Origin of the sequence: Bacillus sp. FSL W8-0640 (assembly GCF_038007725.1) — a bacterium.
Lineage (GTDB): Bacteria > Bacillota > Bacilli > Bacillales > Bacillaceae_G > Bacillus_A > Bacillus_A cereus.
Map to the genome: position 1 here is coordinate 610,736 of NZ_JBBOXT010000001.1, position 17,886 is coordinate 628,621.

The following is a 17,886-nucleotide window of genomic DNA, read 5'->3' on the forward strand; positions in this document are numbered from 1 at the left end:
CGGTGTTTTATTTTTAAAAGATATTAAATACAGCGTTTAATTGAAGTAAGCTAATAACAGCTAAGAAGATTAAACTGTATTTCATTGCTGTTTTAAATAGAGCAGATTCTTTACCAACTAGTCCAACTGCGGCACAAGCAACTGCTACAGATTGTGGTGAAACCATTTTTGCCATTGTACCACCTACTACGTTTAAGGCAACGAGTGTAGAAGGAACGATGTTTAACTGGTCTGCTGTTACTGCTTGAAGTGGTGCGAATAAAGAACCACTTGAAACTACTGAACCTGTAATGAATACGCCAATCCATCCTAAGATTGGAGAAAGAATTGGGAATGCATTACCAGTAGAAGAGAATGCAAGTCCAAGTGTAGATGACATACCAGAGTAGTTCTCTACGTAAGCTAATGCGATAACGCTACAAATTGTATATACTGGAGCTTTTAATTCTTTCATTGTTTCAATCATTAATTCTTTAACCATTTTACCTTTTACGCGGTAAACGATAAGTGAAACGATAATTGCTAGTACAATCGCAGTAGTTGTAGAAGAGAATACATCAAATTTGAAAACAGCTGCGAAAGGTGTATCAGCTTTTGTAATTGGTGTAGTTTTCATAACAGCATTATGAAGACCAGGGAACTGAATGTTAAATACTAAGTTTGCTAACGCACCATCTGGAGCAAATAAAGCTTTAATCGGTTTTAAGTTAAAGATTGTTACAAATGCAGTTAAGAATACGAATGGAGACCAAGCATATAAAATTTGATTGAATGTATGTGATACTTTAGTTTCTTGTTTTTCTTCTTTAGTAGAAGATTTTGGTTGCCAAACACGTAAGAATAATGCAAGAGAGATCATACTTACAACGGCTGCGAAAATATTAGTAAGTTCTGCGCCTAAGAAGTAAGTTACAGCGAATTGAGTAATAGCGAAAGAAACACCACTTACAAGAATACCTTGCCAAGTTTCTTTAATACCTTTAATTCCATCGACCATTGAAACAAGTAAGAAAGGTAAGATAACACTAATGAAAGGTAAAATAAGAACAGTTTGACGACCAATAGTTAATGCGTCAAGTTGAGTTAATTGTGCTGGTACTGTAACTGGAATACCCATAGCACCCATAGCACCACCAGCAATATTAGCTACTAAACAAATACCTGCTGCTTTTAATGGATTAAAGCCCATACCTACAAGTAGTGCAGCTGTAATAGCAACTGGAACCCCTAGACCAGCTGCGCCTTCTAAGAAAGCACCGAAAGAATAAGCGATTAATAATACTTGTAAACGTTGATCATTTGTAATGCTTGAAATACTATCGCGAATAATATTGAATTGCTCTGTTTTAACAGTTAATTTGTAAAGGAAAATTGCAGCGATAACGATAGTACAAATTGGATAAAATCCAGATAAAACACCGAATCCGGCAGATGCTACAGCTACTGTTGCTGGCATTTTATAAACAAATATTGCAAGGATAATAGCGACAATTACACTATAAAGACCAGCCATGTAACTTTTCATTTTGAATCCCATTAAACAAATGATGAAACAAAAGATTGGAAGTGCTGCGATTAGTGCAGATAACCAAATATTGTTTAATGGGTCATAAATTTGTGTCCAAGTACTCATAATAATGACAACTCCTATCTATTATATGTGAAGAAATTCACATTATTTGTGAAACTATTCACAATCAACTTACATGCTTAGTATATTCTCCTTCAACACTATTGTCAACGTAAAAAAGTATAATTATTCCATAATAGTGTTAAAAGAAAAGCTTTGTTCATAAAGTAGACAAAAAACACACTCAAATGAATTTAAGTGTGCTGTATAAACTATGTGCATATTATTTTGCTTATTCAGATGGCATGTTCCTTATAGGCGTATATTAGATGAAGTCTTTTATATTAAGTATAAAGTTTGATATATGCAATTATCTGTCCTATTTGATCTAGTGGGGGGAACGGTGAGTGGATTTAATAGGAAGTTTTGCACAACAATCCAACCGCTTGCAATACGAATAAAAAATAAGAAACAAATTTTTAATATCACATCATCTCTTTTTACTGAAAATTCCTTTTAGCGTAACAAAGAGGTTAATTATAGTTCAACTACATTACGATAGGTTATCAATTATAGACGGTATTTTACAATACCGTTACTGTGCATTTCAATGAGGTGAAAATATAACAAAAAGCCTGATAAAACAACGTTTGCAAGCAAAGTATTCGTAGGCCATTATTTTGCTTTTTCGTTATATCATATAGTATAATATTCAAAATCAGCAAGGATTTTTTCCTGAATTTTTGCTGATAAAGATGGAAAAATTTTTCGGCTTTATAGGTTGATAAAGTTATGTCGTAACAGGAAATATAAGAACAGATATATAAATAAATAAAAAGAACATAAAAACGCAAATAAAAACGAAAATGAGGGGAACTTTATGAGCCAAAATCAATTCGAATGTCGTATTTCAGAAGAAGATGTACAAATGTTAAGAGCGTTAGCTCACCCACTTCGTCTACGTCTAGTAATGGAACTTATGCAAAGAGGAACATGTAATGTAACACAGCTACAGGAAGTATTAGAAATTCCACAATCAACTGTTTCACAACATTTAACGAAGTTAAAGCAAAATAAAGTAGTACGCTTTGAAAGACGAGGATTAGAAGTGTATTATCAAATCCATAATGATAAAGTAAGTGCAGTAGTAAAAACATTATTTTCTTAAAATTTGAATATTATGGAAAAAGACGTGTAGAATATACGTCTTTTTTTATTTGTCAGAAAGGTAGCGAGAGAGTAAATATTAGCATGTTAGGAAGAAATGACTATCAATCAACATGCTGCCTTACGGAATATATTCTAAAAGGAAAAGAAAAAATAAAAAGGAGTGTAGTAAGCAAAAGGAGGGATAGTAGTATGGATGTGAAACGTGTGAAACAAATCTTATCTTCTTCAAGTAGAATTGACGTTACATATGAGGGCGTACCAGTATGGATTGAGAGCTGTGATGAGCAGAAGGGGAGTGCTCAAGTGTATGATGTATCTAATCCTGGTGAGAGCGTTCATGTGGACGTGACAGCTTTAGAGGAGAAGTAATAAAAAAGACGCTTCTAATTTTAGAAGCGTCTTTTTGTTATTCCATCATACTTGCAACTTTTTTAGAGCATAGAAGAAGTACAAATCCTAAGACGATAACGATAATCCCGATACTTGCAAATACTTCAAGGTATCCTAATGATTGTGTAAAGGAAGCAAGTTTACCAGCTAACCAGTTAGCCATACCTGAACCAGCTAACCATACACCCATTAATAATGATGCTAATTTAACAGGTGCAATTGCACTTACCATAGATAATCCGATTGGTGACAAGAACAACTCACCAATTGTATGGAACATATAAGTAATGATGATGAATAATAAGTTTGCTTTAACAGTTATATCAGCTTCATTACTTCCAGTTTTTAGAACTGCTAATGTTAAAACAAGGTAACCTATACCTAGTAAAATCATACCTAAGGCCATTTTTGTTGGTACTTTTAAATCACCGCGTTTTGTTTTAGAAAGTTTTAACCATAGCATAGATACTAATGGTGCAAGTAATACGATGAATGCTGGGTTAACAGATTGGAACCAAGATGTTGGCACTTCCCATCCGAAAATTGTACGATCGACAAATTTATTTGTATAAAGTGTTAGAGAACTACCAGCTTGTTCAAATCCTGCCCAGAAGAATACTACGAAACAAGTTAAAATTACAATTGCCCAAGTGCGATTTTTTTCTTGTTTTGTTAAAGGTTTCTTTTCAATTGTAGGTTGATTTTTTGATTTTTTACCGACAACTGTTGTTCCAGCTTTACCAAGGTAGCGAGGAGCTAATAAGTTGAAAACAATTTGCCCAACAATCATACCGATACAAGCTGCTAAGAATCCGTATTTATATCCCATAACCATAACGCCATCAACGCTTGTTTTAAAGAAGTCTTCTGCTAAAAACCCACAAATAAGTGGAGCAAAGAAAGCACCTACGTTAATACCCATATAGAAGATAGTAAATGCACTGTCACGACGTGAATCATTTTCATCATACAATTCACCTAACAGTGTAGAAATATTTGGTTTAAAGAATCCATTACCAATAACTAGTAGTATTAATCCAAGGAAAAGTCCTGTTTTTGTGTTCATTGAGAATAGTACAAAGTTACCGATTGCCATAATAATTCCGCCGAGAGTAATGGCATGACGTCTTGTAATGTAATGATCAGTTAGCCATCCACCAAGAATTGGCATGAAATATACTGCTGCTGTAAAATAACCGTATAATTGCACTGCAAATGCCTTATCAAATCCTAACCCGCCACTAACCGCAGCAGTTGTTAAATAAAGAACTAAAAGGCCGCGCATTCCATAATAACTAAATCTTTCCCACATTTCTGTTAAGAACAACAAGTACAACCCTGGTGGATGTTTTTTTGGTGATTGTTGCTCTCCAGCTTTGTCTAATTTTAAAGCTGCATCCATTTTTGTTTCCCCCTAATCCTGTATAACGGATATTTATGTAATCATTTTAATTTACAAAATATTTAGAAGTCAATAGAATTATATGGAAATAGAAAGAAAATTTCTAAAAAAGTTCTATTTTTCTTCGACCGTTACTGTATTTTGCCCTGAAAACGAGATGATAAGCGTTTTCAAATGTAATAATTGAATTCTAAAAGAAAATAAAATAGTGATTAATCAGAAAATTTAGATTAAAACATTTATTCTGATATAAAGAAAATATATTCTATTTACTTTCTCAATATAACATATTGGGAATAAAAATACAAAACGAAATAATGTGACATTTAAGTGAATTGAAAAATAACCAGCTCCACAGAAGGGAGCTGGTTAAGGAAATATTATTTAACAAAGCGTTTTTCAATGTCATCTAATAGTAGGTTAGCAGCCATTACGCCACCAGCTGTATTCCAAATAACGTCATCAACTTTGTATGCTTTACCATTTTTTACTGCATTTAAATTTTTAAATAGAGGATCGTTTATATACTCTTTTTCTAGTTCAGATCCTTTTTTCTCATTTCCTTTATCGAATGTGAAGTAGAATAATACGTCACCATCCATAGCAGAAATACGCTCTTTAGATACGTTACGCTCTGCAAAATCATCTTTATTTTGATCTCCAGGACGTTTAAATCCAAGTTCTTTTAAAATAACACCAGAGAATGTATCGCCATGATAAATACGAACATCACCAGGCATGAAACGAACCATAGAGATTTCTTGGTTTACTTTATCGCCAAGTTTGCCTTTTAAATCTTTTATACGTGATTCGTAATCAGCTACAACTTTTTGACCTTCTTTTTCTTTATTTAATGCTTTTGCATAAAATTTGAAGTTATCTTTCCATTCACCACGTAATGTTTCTGAGAACACAGTAGGTGCAATTGCTTTTAGTTGTTCGTACACTTTTTCGTGGCGCATTTTATTACCGATAATTAAGTCTGGTTTTAAAGAAGCAATTGTTTCAACGTTAACTTGTCCTTCATCACCAACAACTTTTACATCTTTCATTTTATCCTTAATATGTGGATACCATGGGTCACCAGTCCAAGACTTTACAGCACCAACTGGTTTCACACCTAATTCAAGTAAAGCTTCAGTTCCTTCATTTGTTAAGATAACTACACGTTTTGGATTAGCAGGAACTTCTGTTTTACCCATTGCATGTTCTACAGTAACCACTTCTTTTTTATTATCTTCTTTTGTAGATTCTTCTTTGTTATTTGATTTTCCACAAGCGCTTAAAAGCATTGAAAATGCTAGTAAAAATACAAATACTGTAAACGATTTCTTCCGCATGAAATTCATTATGTACCCCCTACATGTTGAGAATATTTTTCAATAGCAAGCATGATATTAAGCCTTTATCTTTTGATTGTCAATACATATGGGTGAAAATAATTCTCATTTCCGTTGACAATGAGAATTAAGTTGAAATACACTAACAACGTATCATTATACATTGAAGGGGAAACGCTGCATGTTATTAAAAACAAATCGAGCAAAATGGATTGGATTATTTGTTGGAATCATTGCAGTCGTTATTTGTATTTGGGGAAGTATTATTTTCGGGTATACAAATACGAGTTGGAAACTAGCATTGGATGCTTTTTTCCATTTTAACGGTTCCAATGAACATATTATTATTCAAAATGTACGTCTGCCTAGGGCGTTAATTGCAGCTAGTGTTGGTGCTAGTTTAGCCATTGCTGGTTGTCTTATGCAAACTTTAACTAAGAATCCACTTGCTTCTCCAGATTTTATTGGATTAAATTCAGGTGCTGCGTTCTTCATAGTTGTAGCAATTGTAATCTTTTCAGTAACATCATTATCAGCTTTCACATGGATTGCCTTTTTAGGAGCGGCGGTTGCAGCTGTACTTGTATTTGCTTCTAGTTCTTTAGGAAAAGAAGGAACTACTCCTCTTAAGTTAACGTTAGCAGGGGTCGCAATTAGTGCGTTATTTTCATCATTAACACAAGGATTACTTGTGTTAAATGAAAAAGCACTTGAAGAGGTATTATTTTGGCTTGCTGGATCTGTGCAAGGGAGAAAGTTAGAAATTTTACAATCTGTATTCCCATATTTATTAATAGGATGGATTGCATCTCTTATGATGGCAGGGAAAGTAAATACATTGATGATGGGAGAAGACGTCGCGAAAGGACTTGGACAACGAACAATTTTAATGAAATCATTCGTGTTACTTATTATTGTACTGTTGTCTGGTGGTTCGGTTGCGGTTGCTGGCCCAATTGGATTTATTGGAATTATTACTCCGCATTTTGCGAGATTTCTTGTTGGAGTTGACCACAGATGGAGGGTGCCTTATAGCGGATTGTTAGGTGCAATACTACTAATATTGGCTGATATAGCAGCAAGATATGTCATTATGCCACAAGAAGTACCAGTAGGAGTTATGACAGCATTTATTGGAGCTCCATTCTTTATTTATATTGCACGTAAGAGAGGGCTTAGCAAATGAAGAAATATATTCCGTTTCGTATAGGAAAAGGTGAGCTCTCGTTTTTAATGTATAAACGAGCTTGTCTCGTCTTGTTAAGTTTACTAGTTGTTTTAATAGGATTATTCTTTGCGAGCGCAGGTATGGGAGACATGAAAATTGCTCCTTATGATGTATGGCAAGCGATCACTGGAAATGGCGATGCGATGTCTAACATGGTTGTAAATAAGTTTCGTATGCCGCGTATTTTAATTGCCATCCTCGTAGGAATTGCGCTTGCTGTAGCAGGATGTATTTTACAAGGTCTCGTTCGAAATCCACTTGCTTCTCCGGATATCATCGGGATTACGGGCGGGGCAAGTGTTGCAGTTGTATTGTTTTTAGCTATATTTAGTGATAAAAATAATGCGCTAACTGTAAGCATTCATTATATGCCGTTAGCAGCCTTTGTTGGGGCAACGATTGTGGCGCTTTTTGTATATTTATTTGCATGGAGAAATGACGGGTTATCGCCGATTAGTCTTGTTTTAATTGGTGTGGGGTTTTGGGCATTAACGAAAGCGGCAACGACTTTGTTTATGTTGTTAGCACCAATTTATCAAGCGAGTCAAGCGAATGTATGGATTACAGGTACTGTTTATGGTTCTTCACGGCAAAACGTTATGGTGCTTGCACCGTGGGTTCTCATTTTAACGGTAATATCATTTATAGCTGCTAGACATTTAAATGCGCAAGAGCTAGGGGATGATATTGCGGTAGGACTTGGTGTTCCTTTAACGAAGTCACGCGTATTCATGTTATTACTTAGTACGGCTTTAATTGGGGGAGCAGTTGCCTTCGCCGGAGGAATTGGATTTGTCGGTTTAATGGCACCTCATATTTCACGAAGGCTAGTTGGTTCTTTATACGGTGCATTACTCCCAGTTGCAGCTATTGTTGGTGCAATTCTAGTACTTGCTGCAGATTTAATTGGGCGTACAGTTTTCACACCACTTGAAATTCCAGCAGGGGTATTTACATCAGCAATTGGTGCACCTTATTTTATTTATTTACTTTATAAAAGTCGGAATTCATAAAGGGAGATGAATATGCAAAAAGCATTGGAGACGAAACGTTTGACGTTGTCTTATGGTGAAACAATTATTATTGATGAGTTGAATTTAGAAATTCCAAAAGGTGAAATTACAATCTTTATCGGTTCCAACGGTTGCGGGAAATCAACTTTATTACGTTCACTAGCTAGATTATTAAAGCCAACAACTGGTGACATTTTGTTAGATAATCAAGCTATTCAAAGTATGCAAACTAAGCAAATTGCTCGTCAAATGGCAATTTTACCGCAAGGACCGCAAGCACCTGAAGGGCTTACAGTATTGCAACTTGTAAAACAAGGACGCTATCCATATCAAACATGGCTGAAACAGTGGTCAGAAAAAGATGAGGAAATGGTACAGAAGGCACTTGCAGCAACAGGTATGACAGAATTTGCTGAGCGTGATGTGCATGCTCTTTCAGGTGGACAACGACAACGTGCTTGGATTGCAATGACGCTTGCACAAGATACAGATATTATTTTACTGGATGAGCCTACTACATATTTAGATATGACTCACCAAATTGAAGTGCTAGATTTATTATTCGAATTAAATGAAACAGAACAAAGAACAATTGTTATGGTATTACACGATTTAAATTTAGCATGTCGCTATGCAGATAACATTGTAGCCATTCAAGATAAACAAATATATGCACAAGGTAAACCTGAAGAAGTGGTAGATGAGAAACTAGTACGTGATGTATTCCGAATGGAGTGTCAAATTAGTACGGATCCGTTGTTTGGAACACCGCTTTGTATACCTCACGGAAGAGGAAGACGTGTAGTTAAAGAAGTTGCTCAGGTAATGAGATAAAAAAACGATGAGTGATTCATCGTTTTTTTTATTTGGTACAAGAAAATAAGAGGAAGAGAGGAATACGTAAGCGACGTTTATACTCTTCTTCATTTTGAAAATAGGTTGGATTTGGTGTAGCTTCTTTTAATGATGTAATGGTAAATCCGGCTTGCTGTAATAATGTGAAATAATCTTCCGTTGTACGATGATATTTAATAACTTCTTGGTCAATCCATGGTTCAACCCGTTTGCCTAGTTTAAAGTAATCATCGACGAGCCAACTCGTTCTTTTACCACTTGTTTGTAAGCTTTCAAACGAAGAAGTAATAACGGGATGTTGAACGCTAAAGGTAAAGGTGCCATTTGTTTTTAAAGTTTGAAACACATTTTGAAAAATGGCATCAAGATGTTCAATATAATGTAAGGCGAGTCTAGATGTTACTAAATCAAAAGTGGAAGAGGGGTAGGTATAATCTTTGAGGTTTAAAAAATGAACAGATCCATTTTTATTTTCTAGTTGTTTTTTAGCTTTTTCATACATAAGTTCGGAGCCTTCAATGCCGGTGTAAGAGTAGCATCCCTTTTCTAATAATTCCGCGCCAAACTTAGCATCACCACAGCCTAAATCGAGAATTTGTTTTCCTCGTACATGACCAATGAGCTGAAAGAATACTGGTTTTTCAATGGATTCATTTGGGCTATTTTCTCGGTATCTTCGTTTCATATATTGTTCGAAAAATGCTGTGTTATTGTATACATCAGATTCTGTAAATGCCATGTTTGAAACCTCCTGAAATATTTTTTTAATTCTATCAAATATGAAAAGTAAATAATAGATTTATTGTAATGAATCATATATAATCTAAAATTGTAAGCGGTTACTTTAAACTATTTTTCTATAATAAATTCTGAAAACGTGTTAAGCTAGTAGAGGGATTATTAGAACTATTAAGACAATAATCCGCTTACATGAACGATGGGAGGCTTCACGATGTCTAGTAAAACACTTGCGAAATTTTTAGAAGAAAATTTAGAGGATTTAAAATCAAAGGGGCTTTATAACGTAATTGATCCGCTTGAGAGTTCAAATGGACCGATCATTACAATTGGCGGAAAAGAATATATTAACTTATCTTCAAACAACTATCTTGGATTAGCAACAGATAGCCGTTTGCAAGAAGCAGCAATTGGTGCTATTCATAAGTACGGTGTTGGAGCAGGGGCTGTTCGTACAATTAACGGTACTTTAGATTTGCATATTAAGTTAGAAGAAACAATTGCAAAGTTTAAACATACAGAAGCAGCAATTGCTTATCAATCAGGATTTAACTGTAATATGGCAGCGATTTCAGCTGTTATGGATAAAAATGATGCAATTCTTTCAGACGAATTAAACCATGCTTCTATTATTGATGGTAGTCGTCTATCAAAAGCAAAAATTATTGTTTATAAACATTCGGATATGGAAGATTTACGCCAAAAAGCAATTGCGGCGAAAGAATCAGGTCTTTACAATAAATTAATGGTAATTACAGACGGTGTCTTTTCAATGGATGGAGATGTTGCAAAACTACCAGAAATTGTTGAGATTGCAGAAGAGTTAGATTTAATGACATACGTAGATGATGCACACGGTTCAGGTGTACTTGGAAAAGGTGCAGGAACTGTAAAGCACTTCGGTCTTTCTGATAAAGTTGATTTCCAAATTGGTACATTATCAAAAGCAATTGGGGTAATTGGTGGATATGTAGCAGGGAAACAAAACTTAATTGACTGGTTAAAAGTTCGTTCACGTCCATTCTTATTCTCTACAGCATTAACACCAGCTGATGCAGCAGCTTGCATGAGATCAATTGAAATCTTAATGGAAAGCACAGAGTTACACGATCGCTTATGGGAAAATGGCCGCTACTTGAAACAAGGATTAAAAGAACTTGGCTTTAACATTGGAGAAAGTGAAACGCCAATTACACCTTGTATCATTGGGGACGAAGTATTAACACAAGAATTTAGTAAACGTCTAAATGAAGAAGGGGTATACGCAAAATCTATCGTGTTCCCAACTGTAGCAAAAGGAACAGGGCGCGTTCGTAATATGCCTACAGCAGCTCATACGAAAGAAATGTTAGATGAAGCAATTCTTAAGTATGAAAAAGTAGGAAAAGAAATGGGCATCATTTAAGTAACGACATCTTTTGAATAGCTTGCAAATGAGGAGTGGGGAAAATGAAAAAAATTCTAGTAACCGGTTCTTTAGGGCAAATTGGTTCTGAACTAGTAATGAAACTTCGTGATGTATACGGCGCATCAAATGTTATTGCAACAGATATTCGTGAAACAGATAGTGAAGTAGTAACGTCTGGTCCATTTGAAACGTTAGATGTAACAGATGGACAAAAACTACATGATATCGCAAAGCGTAATGAAGTAGATACAATTATTCATTTAGCAGCTTTACTTTCAGCAACAGCAGAAAAAAATCCGTTATTCGCATGGAACTTAAATATGGGCGGACTTGTAAATGCATTAGAAGCAGCTCGTGAATTAAACTGTAAGTTCTTCACGCCAAGTTCTATCGGTGCATTCGGTCCATCGACGCCAAAAGATAATACACCGCAAGATACAATTCAGCGTCCTACTACGATGTATGGGGTAAACAAAGTGGCAGGAGAATTACTATGTGATTATTATCATCAAAAATTTGGCGTAGATACGCGCGGTGTCCGTTTCCCAGGTTTAATTTCTTACGTAGCTCCTCCAGGAGGCGGAACGACTGATTATGCAGTTGAAATTTATTATGAGGCGATTAAAAAAGGTGCATACACCTCATACATTGCTGAAGGAACGTACATGGACATGATGTATATGCCTGATGCTTTACAAGCGATCATTTCTTTAATGGAAGCTGATCCAAGTAAGCTAGTGCATAGAAATGCATTTAACATTACAGCAATGAGCTTCGAGCCAGAGCAAATTGCAGCGTCAATTCGTAAACACATTCCGACGTTTACAATGGATTATGCAGTAGATTCAGCTCGTCAAACAATCGCTGATAGCTGGCCAAACTCTATTGACGCAACTGCAGCAATGAAAGAGTGGGGCTTTAAAGCAGAATACGATTTAGACAAAATGACAACTGACATGCTGGCTAAGTTAAAAAAAAAGCTCACAGCTGAGTTAGTGATGAATTAATAGGAAGAGTCGATTCTTAGGAATCGGCTCTTCATTATTTTTGGGAGGAGAGAAGTCTTATGCAAAGAGTTGATGTCGTATACGCACTAATACATGACGAAGAAACAGATAAAATATTAATGGTACATAATGTAGAACAAAACGTTTGGTCATTGCCAGGTGGGGCTGTGGAAAAAGGTGAAATATTAGAGGAAGCACTAATAAGAGAAGTGAAAGAAGAGACAGGTTTAACCGCCTTGGCTGGGGGGCTTGTTGCGGTCAATGAAAAATTCTTTGAAGAATCAGGGAATCATGCACTATTTTTTACATTCCGAGCGAATGTAGTAAAAGGGGAACTTATTGCGGAAGATGAAGGTGAAATTTCTGCAATAGAGTGGGTAGATCGAACAATTGCGAATGAGCGTTTCCCATACTATGACGGAGGATTTGAATCTTTATTAGAAGTAGCCATTCCATACAAGTTTCAACCAGAAACAAAGTAATTGAACGAAAAAACAGGAGCCACAAGGCTCCTATTTTCTATTCAATCGTCTTCAGTAATAGTTTTTTCAGCAATGGTTTAATCTTCAATCGTAAATCTTCAGCATGATTTGCAACTAAGAAGTGATGGTTATAAATGTTTTTCATCAATTGATAAGTTGCTTCTTTCGCTTCGCCTTCTTCGATGAAGATACCGATTACTTCCATACCACTTTTACGCGCGAGTTTAACAGCTTCATGCGTATCTAAAATTCCGTCTTGTTGATAGTCTAGCGCAGAAGGCTCACCGTCTGTGAAGACTAGTAAGAATTTATGTTTCTCAGGTCTTTTGGCAAGTTTTTCAGAAACGATACGAATAATATATCCGTCGCGGTTATCTTCTTCTTCACGAAGTTGCATAATTTCTGGACCAACGTTTGGCAACGTTGAGTTTTTATAATTTACAACTTCATGGATAACGTTCGGCTTATCTTCAGGTTTAGCACTAGAGGCATCTTCCCAAAATCCGCTAATAGCGTGCGGGATTTTTAAAGACTTTAAAGCTTCATGGAATAGTACAACACTCTTCTTCGTTTCTTCCATTTTGTTATACATAGAACCAGAACAGTCAACTAATAGTTGGAATGCAACATCGAGTTCTTGTGACTCTTGTCCTTTTTTATAAAACATACGCGGTTGTTTTTCGGTATAAATACGAAGGAATTTCTTACGAAGTCTTCCGTAATATTTATCACTATTCGCATTCGTTTTATTTTCAATTGTTTTTTCGATAATTTTCTTTAATTCTTTTACATCTTTATTGACGACTGATTTGATAGCTTGGTAATCTTTTTTCTCATCTGAGTTTGGTTTGCGAGCTTCTTTAAAAGTATGAGAAGCACCTACATTATACTTACCGTATGCACCGTCGTGCTGGCTAGAAGCGTGTGAAGCCCTTGCTTCTTCTGTATCAGCACCATCAAAGTTGGATTGTGTACTTTTTTGTGAAGTACCTTGTACAGAACCAAGTGCTTGGTCGCCATCTTCTGATTCACGGGCAGTATCACCCATCATATTAGTTTTTGTTCCGCTTTCTAATTCAAAGCGTAAAAAGTTCTCGTTTTCGTTATTTTTATTTTCACGATGCCATGTGGAGAAACTTTCATCCATTTTGTTTTTATTTTCATCGTCATCTATAAGCTGCGTATCATCATTTGCTAAATCTTCGACGCGACAGTTCTTTTCGTCTGCAAGGACAGATAAGTAAAGTGGAGCATGTCCGAAATAGTTGTTAAGCATATCGCTTTCAAGAAGCGCCTCTAAGCGATAGCGAATTTTCTCAACGATATACATAATATCTTCTGTATTACGTGCTTGGAATGTTTCATGTAAAATCGCTTCAATTTGCTCAAAATATTCATTATTAAACATTTCGTATTTATCGCTAGTTAATGAAAGATAGCATAGGCAAAATAGACGATCACCGTGATAATTACGAACACGGTTTATTTCATTTTGAGAGCCGAAATAATTGCGGTACATTTCTTTTCGACGTTTAAAAACATGCTTCGTGCCAGGACGTAAGTTCTTTACGATTTCCTCAACGCGTAAATCTTCTAATAGAACAAATAATTGTGTTAAAAACTTTTTTAGGGGCGATTCTTGCAATTCAATCGCATAAGAACGAATTAAAGTCATGTCCGAGTAATGTTTATTACCAAGTGCTTTTAAGAACACTTCGCTTTTTAATCCGATTACTGTATCTTCTTCTTTTCGATCATCCCAAAAGTGACTAATGACAACTTTCTTTTCAATTTCGTCGTAGTATGCTTTATAGCCATATTCAAGATAGGCATCGTCTTCTTTTAGAAGGGCATACATTAAGTTTTCCATTTGTAGAAACAGCGACGCATCAATTTTTTTGTCACTAAAAATTTGTCTCATAAATTATCCCTCAAAGAAATAACTTTCTGCTAATTCACGGACAGTCATTTGTTCTGTTTCATCATTAAGTTTTGCAATTATGCTTCGTTCAATCGCTCGCATAACAGGAATATATACACCTAAATCACATGCGTCGATAATACCACGAATACTTGCTGCTTCTTCACTTACACGTCCATCGCGAGCTAAAGGCATAAGGTCGCTTGCAAATGCAACAAACTTTTCAATTGTTGCAACATCATTTAATTTTGATTCTGCTAATAATAGTTCTTTTAATGTATCACCTTGAATGTAAGGAACTTCAATAATAACGAAACGGTTTTTTAACGCTTCATTTAGTTCACTTGTTCCAACGTAACCTTCGTTAATCGCAGCAATTACACGGTATTCGTCATCACCGTATACAACCTCTTGTGTAAATGGGTTTGTAATCATTTTACGGTAATCTAATGCGCCGTGAAGAAGTGGTAACGTTTCAGGTTTTGCCATATTGATTTCGTCAATATATAGGAAGTGACCGTTCTTCATTGCTTTCATAAGAGGACCGTTAACGAATGAAACTTCAGATGCACCATCTTTCGTTTGTAGTGTGTTGTATCCTAAAATACCCTCTACATCTAAGTCGACAGAGCAGTTAATGCTATGCATTGGTTTTTGGAATAAAGAAGAAAGAGTTTCCGCTAGTACTGTTTTACCACTACCAGTCGGTCCTTTTAATAGAATATTCTTGCCAAGAAGAAGTGCTGTAATCGCATCTTCAATAATGCTATTATCAGACGCTTTATATATTTTCGTTCCGATTAAATGTGCATTTTCACCAGCTTCTTGTTTATTCTTTTCATGAATCGTAGAAAGCTGTTGTTTTAAATCAGCATGTATATGAAATTGTTCTAACATGTATTTCCCACCTAACATTATTTTCATAAAGTAATACATCTTATGATAACTTGTTTTAATATGGTATGCAAAGAAAAGGAAGGAGGATAAAGGGAAAAGAAAAAGCAATCAAGATGAAGTTGATTGCCTACAGTAAAGGAGAAATGAGCCTCATGAAAGACTCCAATATGCGTTTTTTTATACTTCTTTTTTGGAAAGAGTTCCATTTAATTTCAGTTGAATGTTTAAAATCTTCTTCAAAATCACGTTTAATGTCGTGAACTGTTTTTGATTCATAAAGCACGCTAATAATTTCGTAATTCAATTCAAAGCTACGTACATCCATGTTCGCTGTTCCAATAGTTGCAATTGTATCATCAACGAGTACAATTTTTGCATGCATAAAACCATCTTTATAACTGTAAATAGAAGCACCAGCTTTTAAAAGCGGAGTGAAATAGGATTGAGATGCTTGATCACTAATGATGCTATCACTTTTACCTGGATATAAAATCCGTACATCTATTCCGGCAATTGCACTTAAGCGTAATAATGTTAAAGTTTCTTGATCTGGAATAAAGTAGGGTGTAGCGATCCAAATGGATTTTTTTGCAGAGCCCATAACAGCTAATAATGTATTACGAATACTTTTATCATCGGAGCTTGGTCCGCTTGCTACGATTTGAACAGCACCTTCTGCATTTGAAATCTCTTTACCTGGGAAGTATTGTCTATTCATGAATTGATCCCAGGAATAAGTATTTAAACCACTAGAGGCATAGAGCCAGTCTTCTAGAAAGATTGCTTGTAATTTATATAATGCTTTTCCTTCTATTTTTAAATGACTATCACGCCAAACAGGAAATTTCTTGGAACGGCCAAGATATTCATCACCGACATTGAGTCCTCCGGTAAAACCAATTTTTCCATCTACAATAACAATTTTTCGATGGTTACGATAATTGACAGTTTCAAGTAACCAAGCTGAAAAAATAGGGTCAAATTCTACAATTTCAATCCCAGCTTCTTTCATAGGTTGCAAAAATCGTCGTCGTAACGTATTACTTCCAAGGCCATCATAAAGGAAGCGTACAATAACACCATCTTTTGCTTTTTGTATTAAAGCATTTCGAACTTTTGTACCAATTTCATCAGATTTATAAATGTAGTATTGAATATGTATATGATGCTTTGCCTGCTCTATAGCTCGCAAAATTTCTGAAAATGTTTGATCTCCGTTTGTTAAAAGTTTTGTAGTTGTTTTATCTGCGGCAGGACCACCTCCAAATTTTTGTATGACTTCTGTTAAATGTATGGAACGTTCATTTAGTGGGACTGTGAGTAATAACTCTAGTCTTCTTCCTTCTAATATTTCACGGAATAATTTTCTTTGTTCTTCTGAACGATGGAGATGTTTTTTTCTTCTCCAGCGGCTGCGTCCGAAAATAGCGTATAAAAGCACACCTATAATAGGAAGAAGTGCTAATACTAAAAACCATGCTAACGTACTTTGTGGAGATCTATTTTCTATAAAAATAACGAATGAAATTCCGACGATTGTGATGGACCATAGAGCACCGACAAATGTATATAACGAAATATACGATGTATTTAATAGGAACAGAACGATAGATACAATTGTAAATATTAATAGTAATTGAACGATAGGCTTCTTCATTTCTATATAATTCCCCTAATCTTTTTTCAATATAGACTTCTTAAATAGAAGATGTAATATGACATCTTTATTATAAGGTGTTTTGCTTTTTTTACAAAATATAGACATTTCACCTATACTTTCCGCATTTGTCCTACATACAGTGTACTATCCCATTTTTTATCCCACTCTTAACGCATATGAAAATGAAAAAATCGAAAAGGAGCTGAGAAACATGGATTATATAGAAAATAATGGATTGTACTATCGAAATCATCATCATGGAGGACACAATCACTATGATCACCATCATCATCACGGAGGCGGATGGGGCTGGGGTGGTGGTAGTTCATGGGGAGGCGGATTTTTCCCTGGAAGCTTTGCAGGAGGAGTGTTAGGCGGACTAACAGCTGGTGCATTAACAGGTGCAACAAGTGGAGGATATTATCCGGCTCCATATCCAGTAGCTTATCCATCACCATACCCTGTAACGTATCCAATGCCATACCCAGGTTATCAGCAAATACCATATTCGTATTAAACTAAAAAAGAGGCTATCCTCTTTTTTAGTTTAATACAGTATTTATTTATAAAATAATTCCAAAGTTAAGGTGGAAATATGTTAATATTTTGTTATTGTAATTCAAAAACATGCACATTAATGTAGATTTTCATATTATTATTTGTGAATAGTTATGTAGTATGATCTAATTTCTATTTCGTTATTAAAAACAAAGAGATCAGATATGAGTGGTATTAGTTGGAAACAAGGCTTGCATAGAGCTACTTAAAAGGATTGCGGTATAATAAGGCGCGAAGTAATTAGAGA

Annotated in this window: 16 protein-coding genes; 9 read left to right on the forward strand and 7 right to left on the reverse strand. The window is 35.3% G+C overall.

Annotated features, from left to right (window positions below; genetic code table 11):
• Window positions 1-13 precede the first annotated feature (13 nt).
• Complete coding sequence (locus N2V80_RS03125) at window positions 14-1,633, reverse strand: L-lactate permease (RefSeq protein WP_000109103.1); 1,620 nt, start codon at window positions 1,631-1,633, stop codon at window positions 14-16.
• 817 nt (window positions 1,634-2,450) lie between these two features.
• Between N2V80_RS03125 and N2V80_RS03130 the strand changes: the two genes are divergently transcribed.
• Together N2V80_RS03130 and N2V80_RS03135 are read left to right on the forward strand one after the other, a co-directional pair.
• Window positions 2,451-2,738: an ArsR/SmtB family transcription factor gene (locus tag N2V80_RS03130; RefSeq protein ID WP_000081428.1), complete on the forward strand. Its 288-nt coding sequence runs from the start codon at window positions 2,451-2,453 to the stop codon at window positions 2,736-2,738.
• 191 nt (window positions 2,739-2,929) lie between these two features.
• Window positions 2,930-3,109, forward strand: coding sequence for an acid-soluble spore protein H (locus N2V80_RS03135; RefSeq protein WP_000382679.1), 180 nt, complete (start codon window positions 2,930-2,932; stop codon window positions 3,107-3,109).
• A 37-nt stretch (window positions 3,110-3,146) separates the two neighbouring features.
• On the opposite strand, the gene N2V80_RS03140 is transcribed toward N2V80_RS03135, so the two are convergent.
• Both N2V80_RS03140 and N2V80_RS03145 read right to left on the reverse strand, forming a co-directional pair.
• Window positions 3,147-4,532, reverse strand: coding sequence for a peptide MFS transporter (locus N2V80_RS03140; protein WP_000338328.1), 1,386 nt, complete (start codon window positions 4,530-4,532; stop codon window positions 3,147-3,149).
• Between the two features lie 380 nt (window positions 4,533-4,912).
• Entirely contained in the window at window positions 4,913-5,881 is a 969-nt protein-coding gene (locus N2V80_RS03145; protein ID WP_001010274.1) for an ABC transporter substrate-binding protein, read from the reverse strand.
• Between the two features lie 172 nt (window positions 5,882-6,053).
• Here N2V80_RS03145 and N2V80_RS03150 point away from each other — a divergent pair, with 172 nt between their 5' ends.
• The 3 genes from N2V80_RS03150 to N2V80_RS03160 are packed head-to-tail and all read left to right on the forward strand — an operon-like array spanning window position 6,054 to window position 8,947.
• Window positions 6,054-7,058: a FecCD family ABC transporter permease gene (locus tag N2V80_RS03150; protein ID WP_000925232.1), complete on the forward strand. Its 1,005-nt coding sequence runs from the start codon at window positions 6,054-6,056 to the stop codon at window positions 7,056-7,058.
• Window positions 7,055-8,113, forward strand: coding sequence for a FecCD family ABC transporter permease (locus N2V80_RS03155; RefSeq protein WP_061655585.1), 1,059 nt, complete (start codon window positions 7,055-7,057; stop codon window positions 8,111-8,113). The genes N2V80_RS03150 and N2V80_RS03155 overlap by 4 nt, the downstream gene beginning before the upstream one ends.
• 12 nt (window positions 8,114-8,125) lie before the next feature.
• Complete coding sequence (locus tag N2V80_RS03160) at window positions 8,126-8,947, forward strand: ABC transporter ATP-binding protein (RefSeq protein WP_001167963.1); 822 nt, start codon at window positions 8,126-8,128, stop codon at window positions 8,945-8,947.
• Between the two features lie 28 nt (window positions 8,948-8,975).
• Here the strand turns inward: N2V80_RS03160 and N2V80_RS03165 are convergent, their stop codons facing one another.
• Window positions 8,976-9,707, reverse strand: coding sequence for a class I SAM-dependent DNA methyltransferase (locus N2V80_RS03165; protein WP_061655586.1), 732 nt, complete (start codon window positions 9,705-9,707; stop codon window positions 8,976-8,978).
• 213 nt (window positions 9,708-9,920) lie between these two features.
• Here N2V80_RS03165 and N2V80_RS03170 point away from each other — a divergent pair, with 213 nt between their 5' ends.
• From N2V80_RS03170 to N2V80_RS03180, 3 genes are read left to right on the forward strand one after another with little or no spacing between them, the layout of a single operon-like run.
• The gene (locus N2V80_RS03170) at window positions 9,921-11,111 is read left to right on the forward strand and encodes a glycine C-acetyltransferase (protein WP_000095905.1); all 1,191 of its coding nucleotides are present in this window, start codon (window positions 9,921-9,923) and stop codon (window positions 11,109-11,111) included.
• A gap of 44 nt (window positions 11,112-11,155) precedes the next feature.
• On the forward strand, window positions 11,156-12,121 hold the full coding sequence (locus N2V80_RS03175) for an L-threonine 3-dehydrogenase (RefSeq protein WP_000723129.1): 966 nt from the start codon (window positions 11,156-11,158) through the stop codon (window positions 12,119-12,121).
• Between the two features lie 59 nt (window positions 12,122-12,180).
• Entirely contained in the window at window positions 12,181-12,603 is a 423-nt protein-coding gene (locus N2V80_RS03180) for an NUDIX hydrolase (protein WP_061655587.1), read from the forward strand.
• 37 nt (window positions 12,604-12,640) lie between these two features.
• On the opposite strand, the gene N2V80_RS03185 is transcribed toward N2V80_RS03180, so the two are convergent.
• The 3 genes from N2V80_RS03185 to N2V80_RS03195 all read right to left on the reverse strand — a co-directional run bounded on the left by N2V80_RS03185 (window position 12,641) and on the right by N2V80_RS03195 (window position 17,078).
• Window positions 12,641-14,524, reverse strand: coding sequence for a vWA domain-containing protein (locus tag N2V80_RS03185; RefSeq protein WP_001248851.1), 1,884 nt, complete (start codon window positions 14,522-14,524; stop codon window positions 12,641-12,643).
• A gap of 3 nt (window positions 14,525-14,527) precedes the next feature.
• A complete protein-coding gene (locus tag N2V80_RS03190; RefSeq protein WP_000892973.1) occupies window positions 14,528-15,421 on the reverse strand; it encodes an ATP-binding protein in 894 nt (297 codons plus the stop codon).
• Window positions 15,422-15,548: 127 nt separating this feature from the next.
• Complete coding sequence (locus N2V80_RS03195) at window positions 15,549-17,078, reverse strand: cardiolipin synthase (protein WP_000743032.1); 1,530 nt, start codon at window positions 17,076-17,078, stop codon at window positions 15,549-15,551.
• 214 nt (window positions 17,079-17,292) lie between these two features.
• Between N2V80_RS03195 and N2V80_RS03200 the strand changes: the two genes are divergently transcribed.
• The gene (locus tag N2V80_RS03200) at window positions 17,293-17,598 is read left to right on the forward strand and encodes a hypothetical protein (protein WP_061655588.1); all 306 of its coding nucleotides are present in this window, start codon (window positions 17,293-17,295) and stop codon (window positions 17,596-17,598) included.
• Window positions 17,599-17,886: the final 288 nt, after the last annotated feature.

What these genes read in the sequence shown, in the direction of transcription:
- N2V80_RS03200 (WP_061655588.1), top strand. Translation starts at nt 17,293, where the DNA reads ATGGATTATATAGAAAATAATGGATTGTACTATCGAAATCATCATCAT.
- N2V80_RS03190 (WP_000892973.1), bottom strand. Translation starts at nt 15,421, where the DNA reads ATGTTAGAACAATTTCATATACATGCTGATTTAAAACAACAGCTTTCT.
- N2V80_RS03195 (WP_000743032.1), bottom strand. Translation starts at nt 17,078, where the DNA reads ATGAAGAAGCCTATCGTTCAATTACTATTAATATTTACAATTGTATCT.
- N2V80_RS03165 (WP_061655586.1), bottom strand. Translation starts at nt 9,707, where the DNA reads ATGGCATTTACAGAATCTGATGTATACAATAACACAGCATTTTTCGAA.
- N2V80_RS03150 (WP_000925232.1), top strand. Translation starts at nt 6,054, where the DNA reads ATGTTATTAAAAACAAATCGAGCAAAATGGATTGGATTATTTGTTGGA.
- N2V80_RS03160 (WP_001167963.1), top strand. Translation starts at nt 8,126, where the DNA reads ATGCAAAAAGCATTGGAGACGAAACGTTTGACGTTGTCTTATGGTGAA.
- N2V80_RS03135 (WP_000382679.1), top strand. Translation starts at nt 2,930, where the DNA reads ATGGATGTGAAACGTGTGAAACAAATCTTATCTTCTTCAAGTAGAATT.
- N2V80_RS03145 (WP_001010274.1), bottom strand. Translation starts at nt 5,881, where the DNA reads ATGAATTTCATGCGGAAGAAATCGTTTACAGTATTTGTATTTTTACTA.
- N2V80_RS03140 (WP_000338328.1), bottom strand. Translation starts at nt 4,532, where the DNA reads ATGGATGCAGCTTTAAAATTAGACAAAGCTGGAGAGCAACAATCACCA.
- N2V80_RS03155 (WP_061655585.1), top strand. Translation starts at nt 7,055, where the DNA reads ATGAAGAAATATATTCCGTTTCGTATAGGAAAAGGTGAGCTCTCGTTT.
- N2V80_RS03185 (WP_001248851.1), bottom strand. Translation starts at nt 14,524, where the DNA reads ATGAGACAAATTTTTAGTGACAAAAAAATTGATGCGTCGCTGTTTCTA.
- N2V80_RS03130 (WP_000081428.1), top strand. Translation starts at nt 2,451, where the DNA reads ATGAGCCAAAATCAATTCGAATGTCGTATTTCAGAAGAAGATGTACAA.
- N2V80_RS03125 (WP_000109103.1), bottom strand. Translation starts at nt 1,633, where the DNA reads ATGAGTACTTGGACACAAATTTATGACCCATTAAACAATATTTGGTTA.
- N2V80_RS03180 (WP_061655587.1), top strand. Translation starts at nt 12,181, where the DNA reads ATGCAAAGAGTTGATGTCGTATACGCACTAATACATGACGAAGAAACA.
- N2V80_RS03175 (WP_000723129.1), top strand. Translation starts at nt 11,156, where the DNA reads ATGAAAAAAATTCTAGTAACCGGTTCTTTAGGGCAAATTGGTTCTGAA.
- N2V80_RS03170 (WP_000095905.1), top strand. Translation starts at nt 9,921, where the DNA reads ATGTCTAGTAAAACACTTGCGAAATTTTTAGAAGAAAATTTAGAGGAT.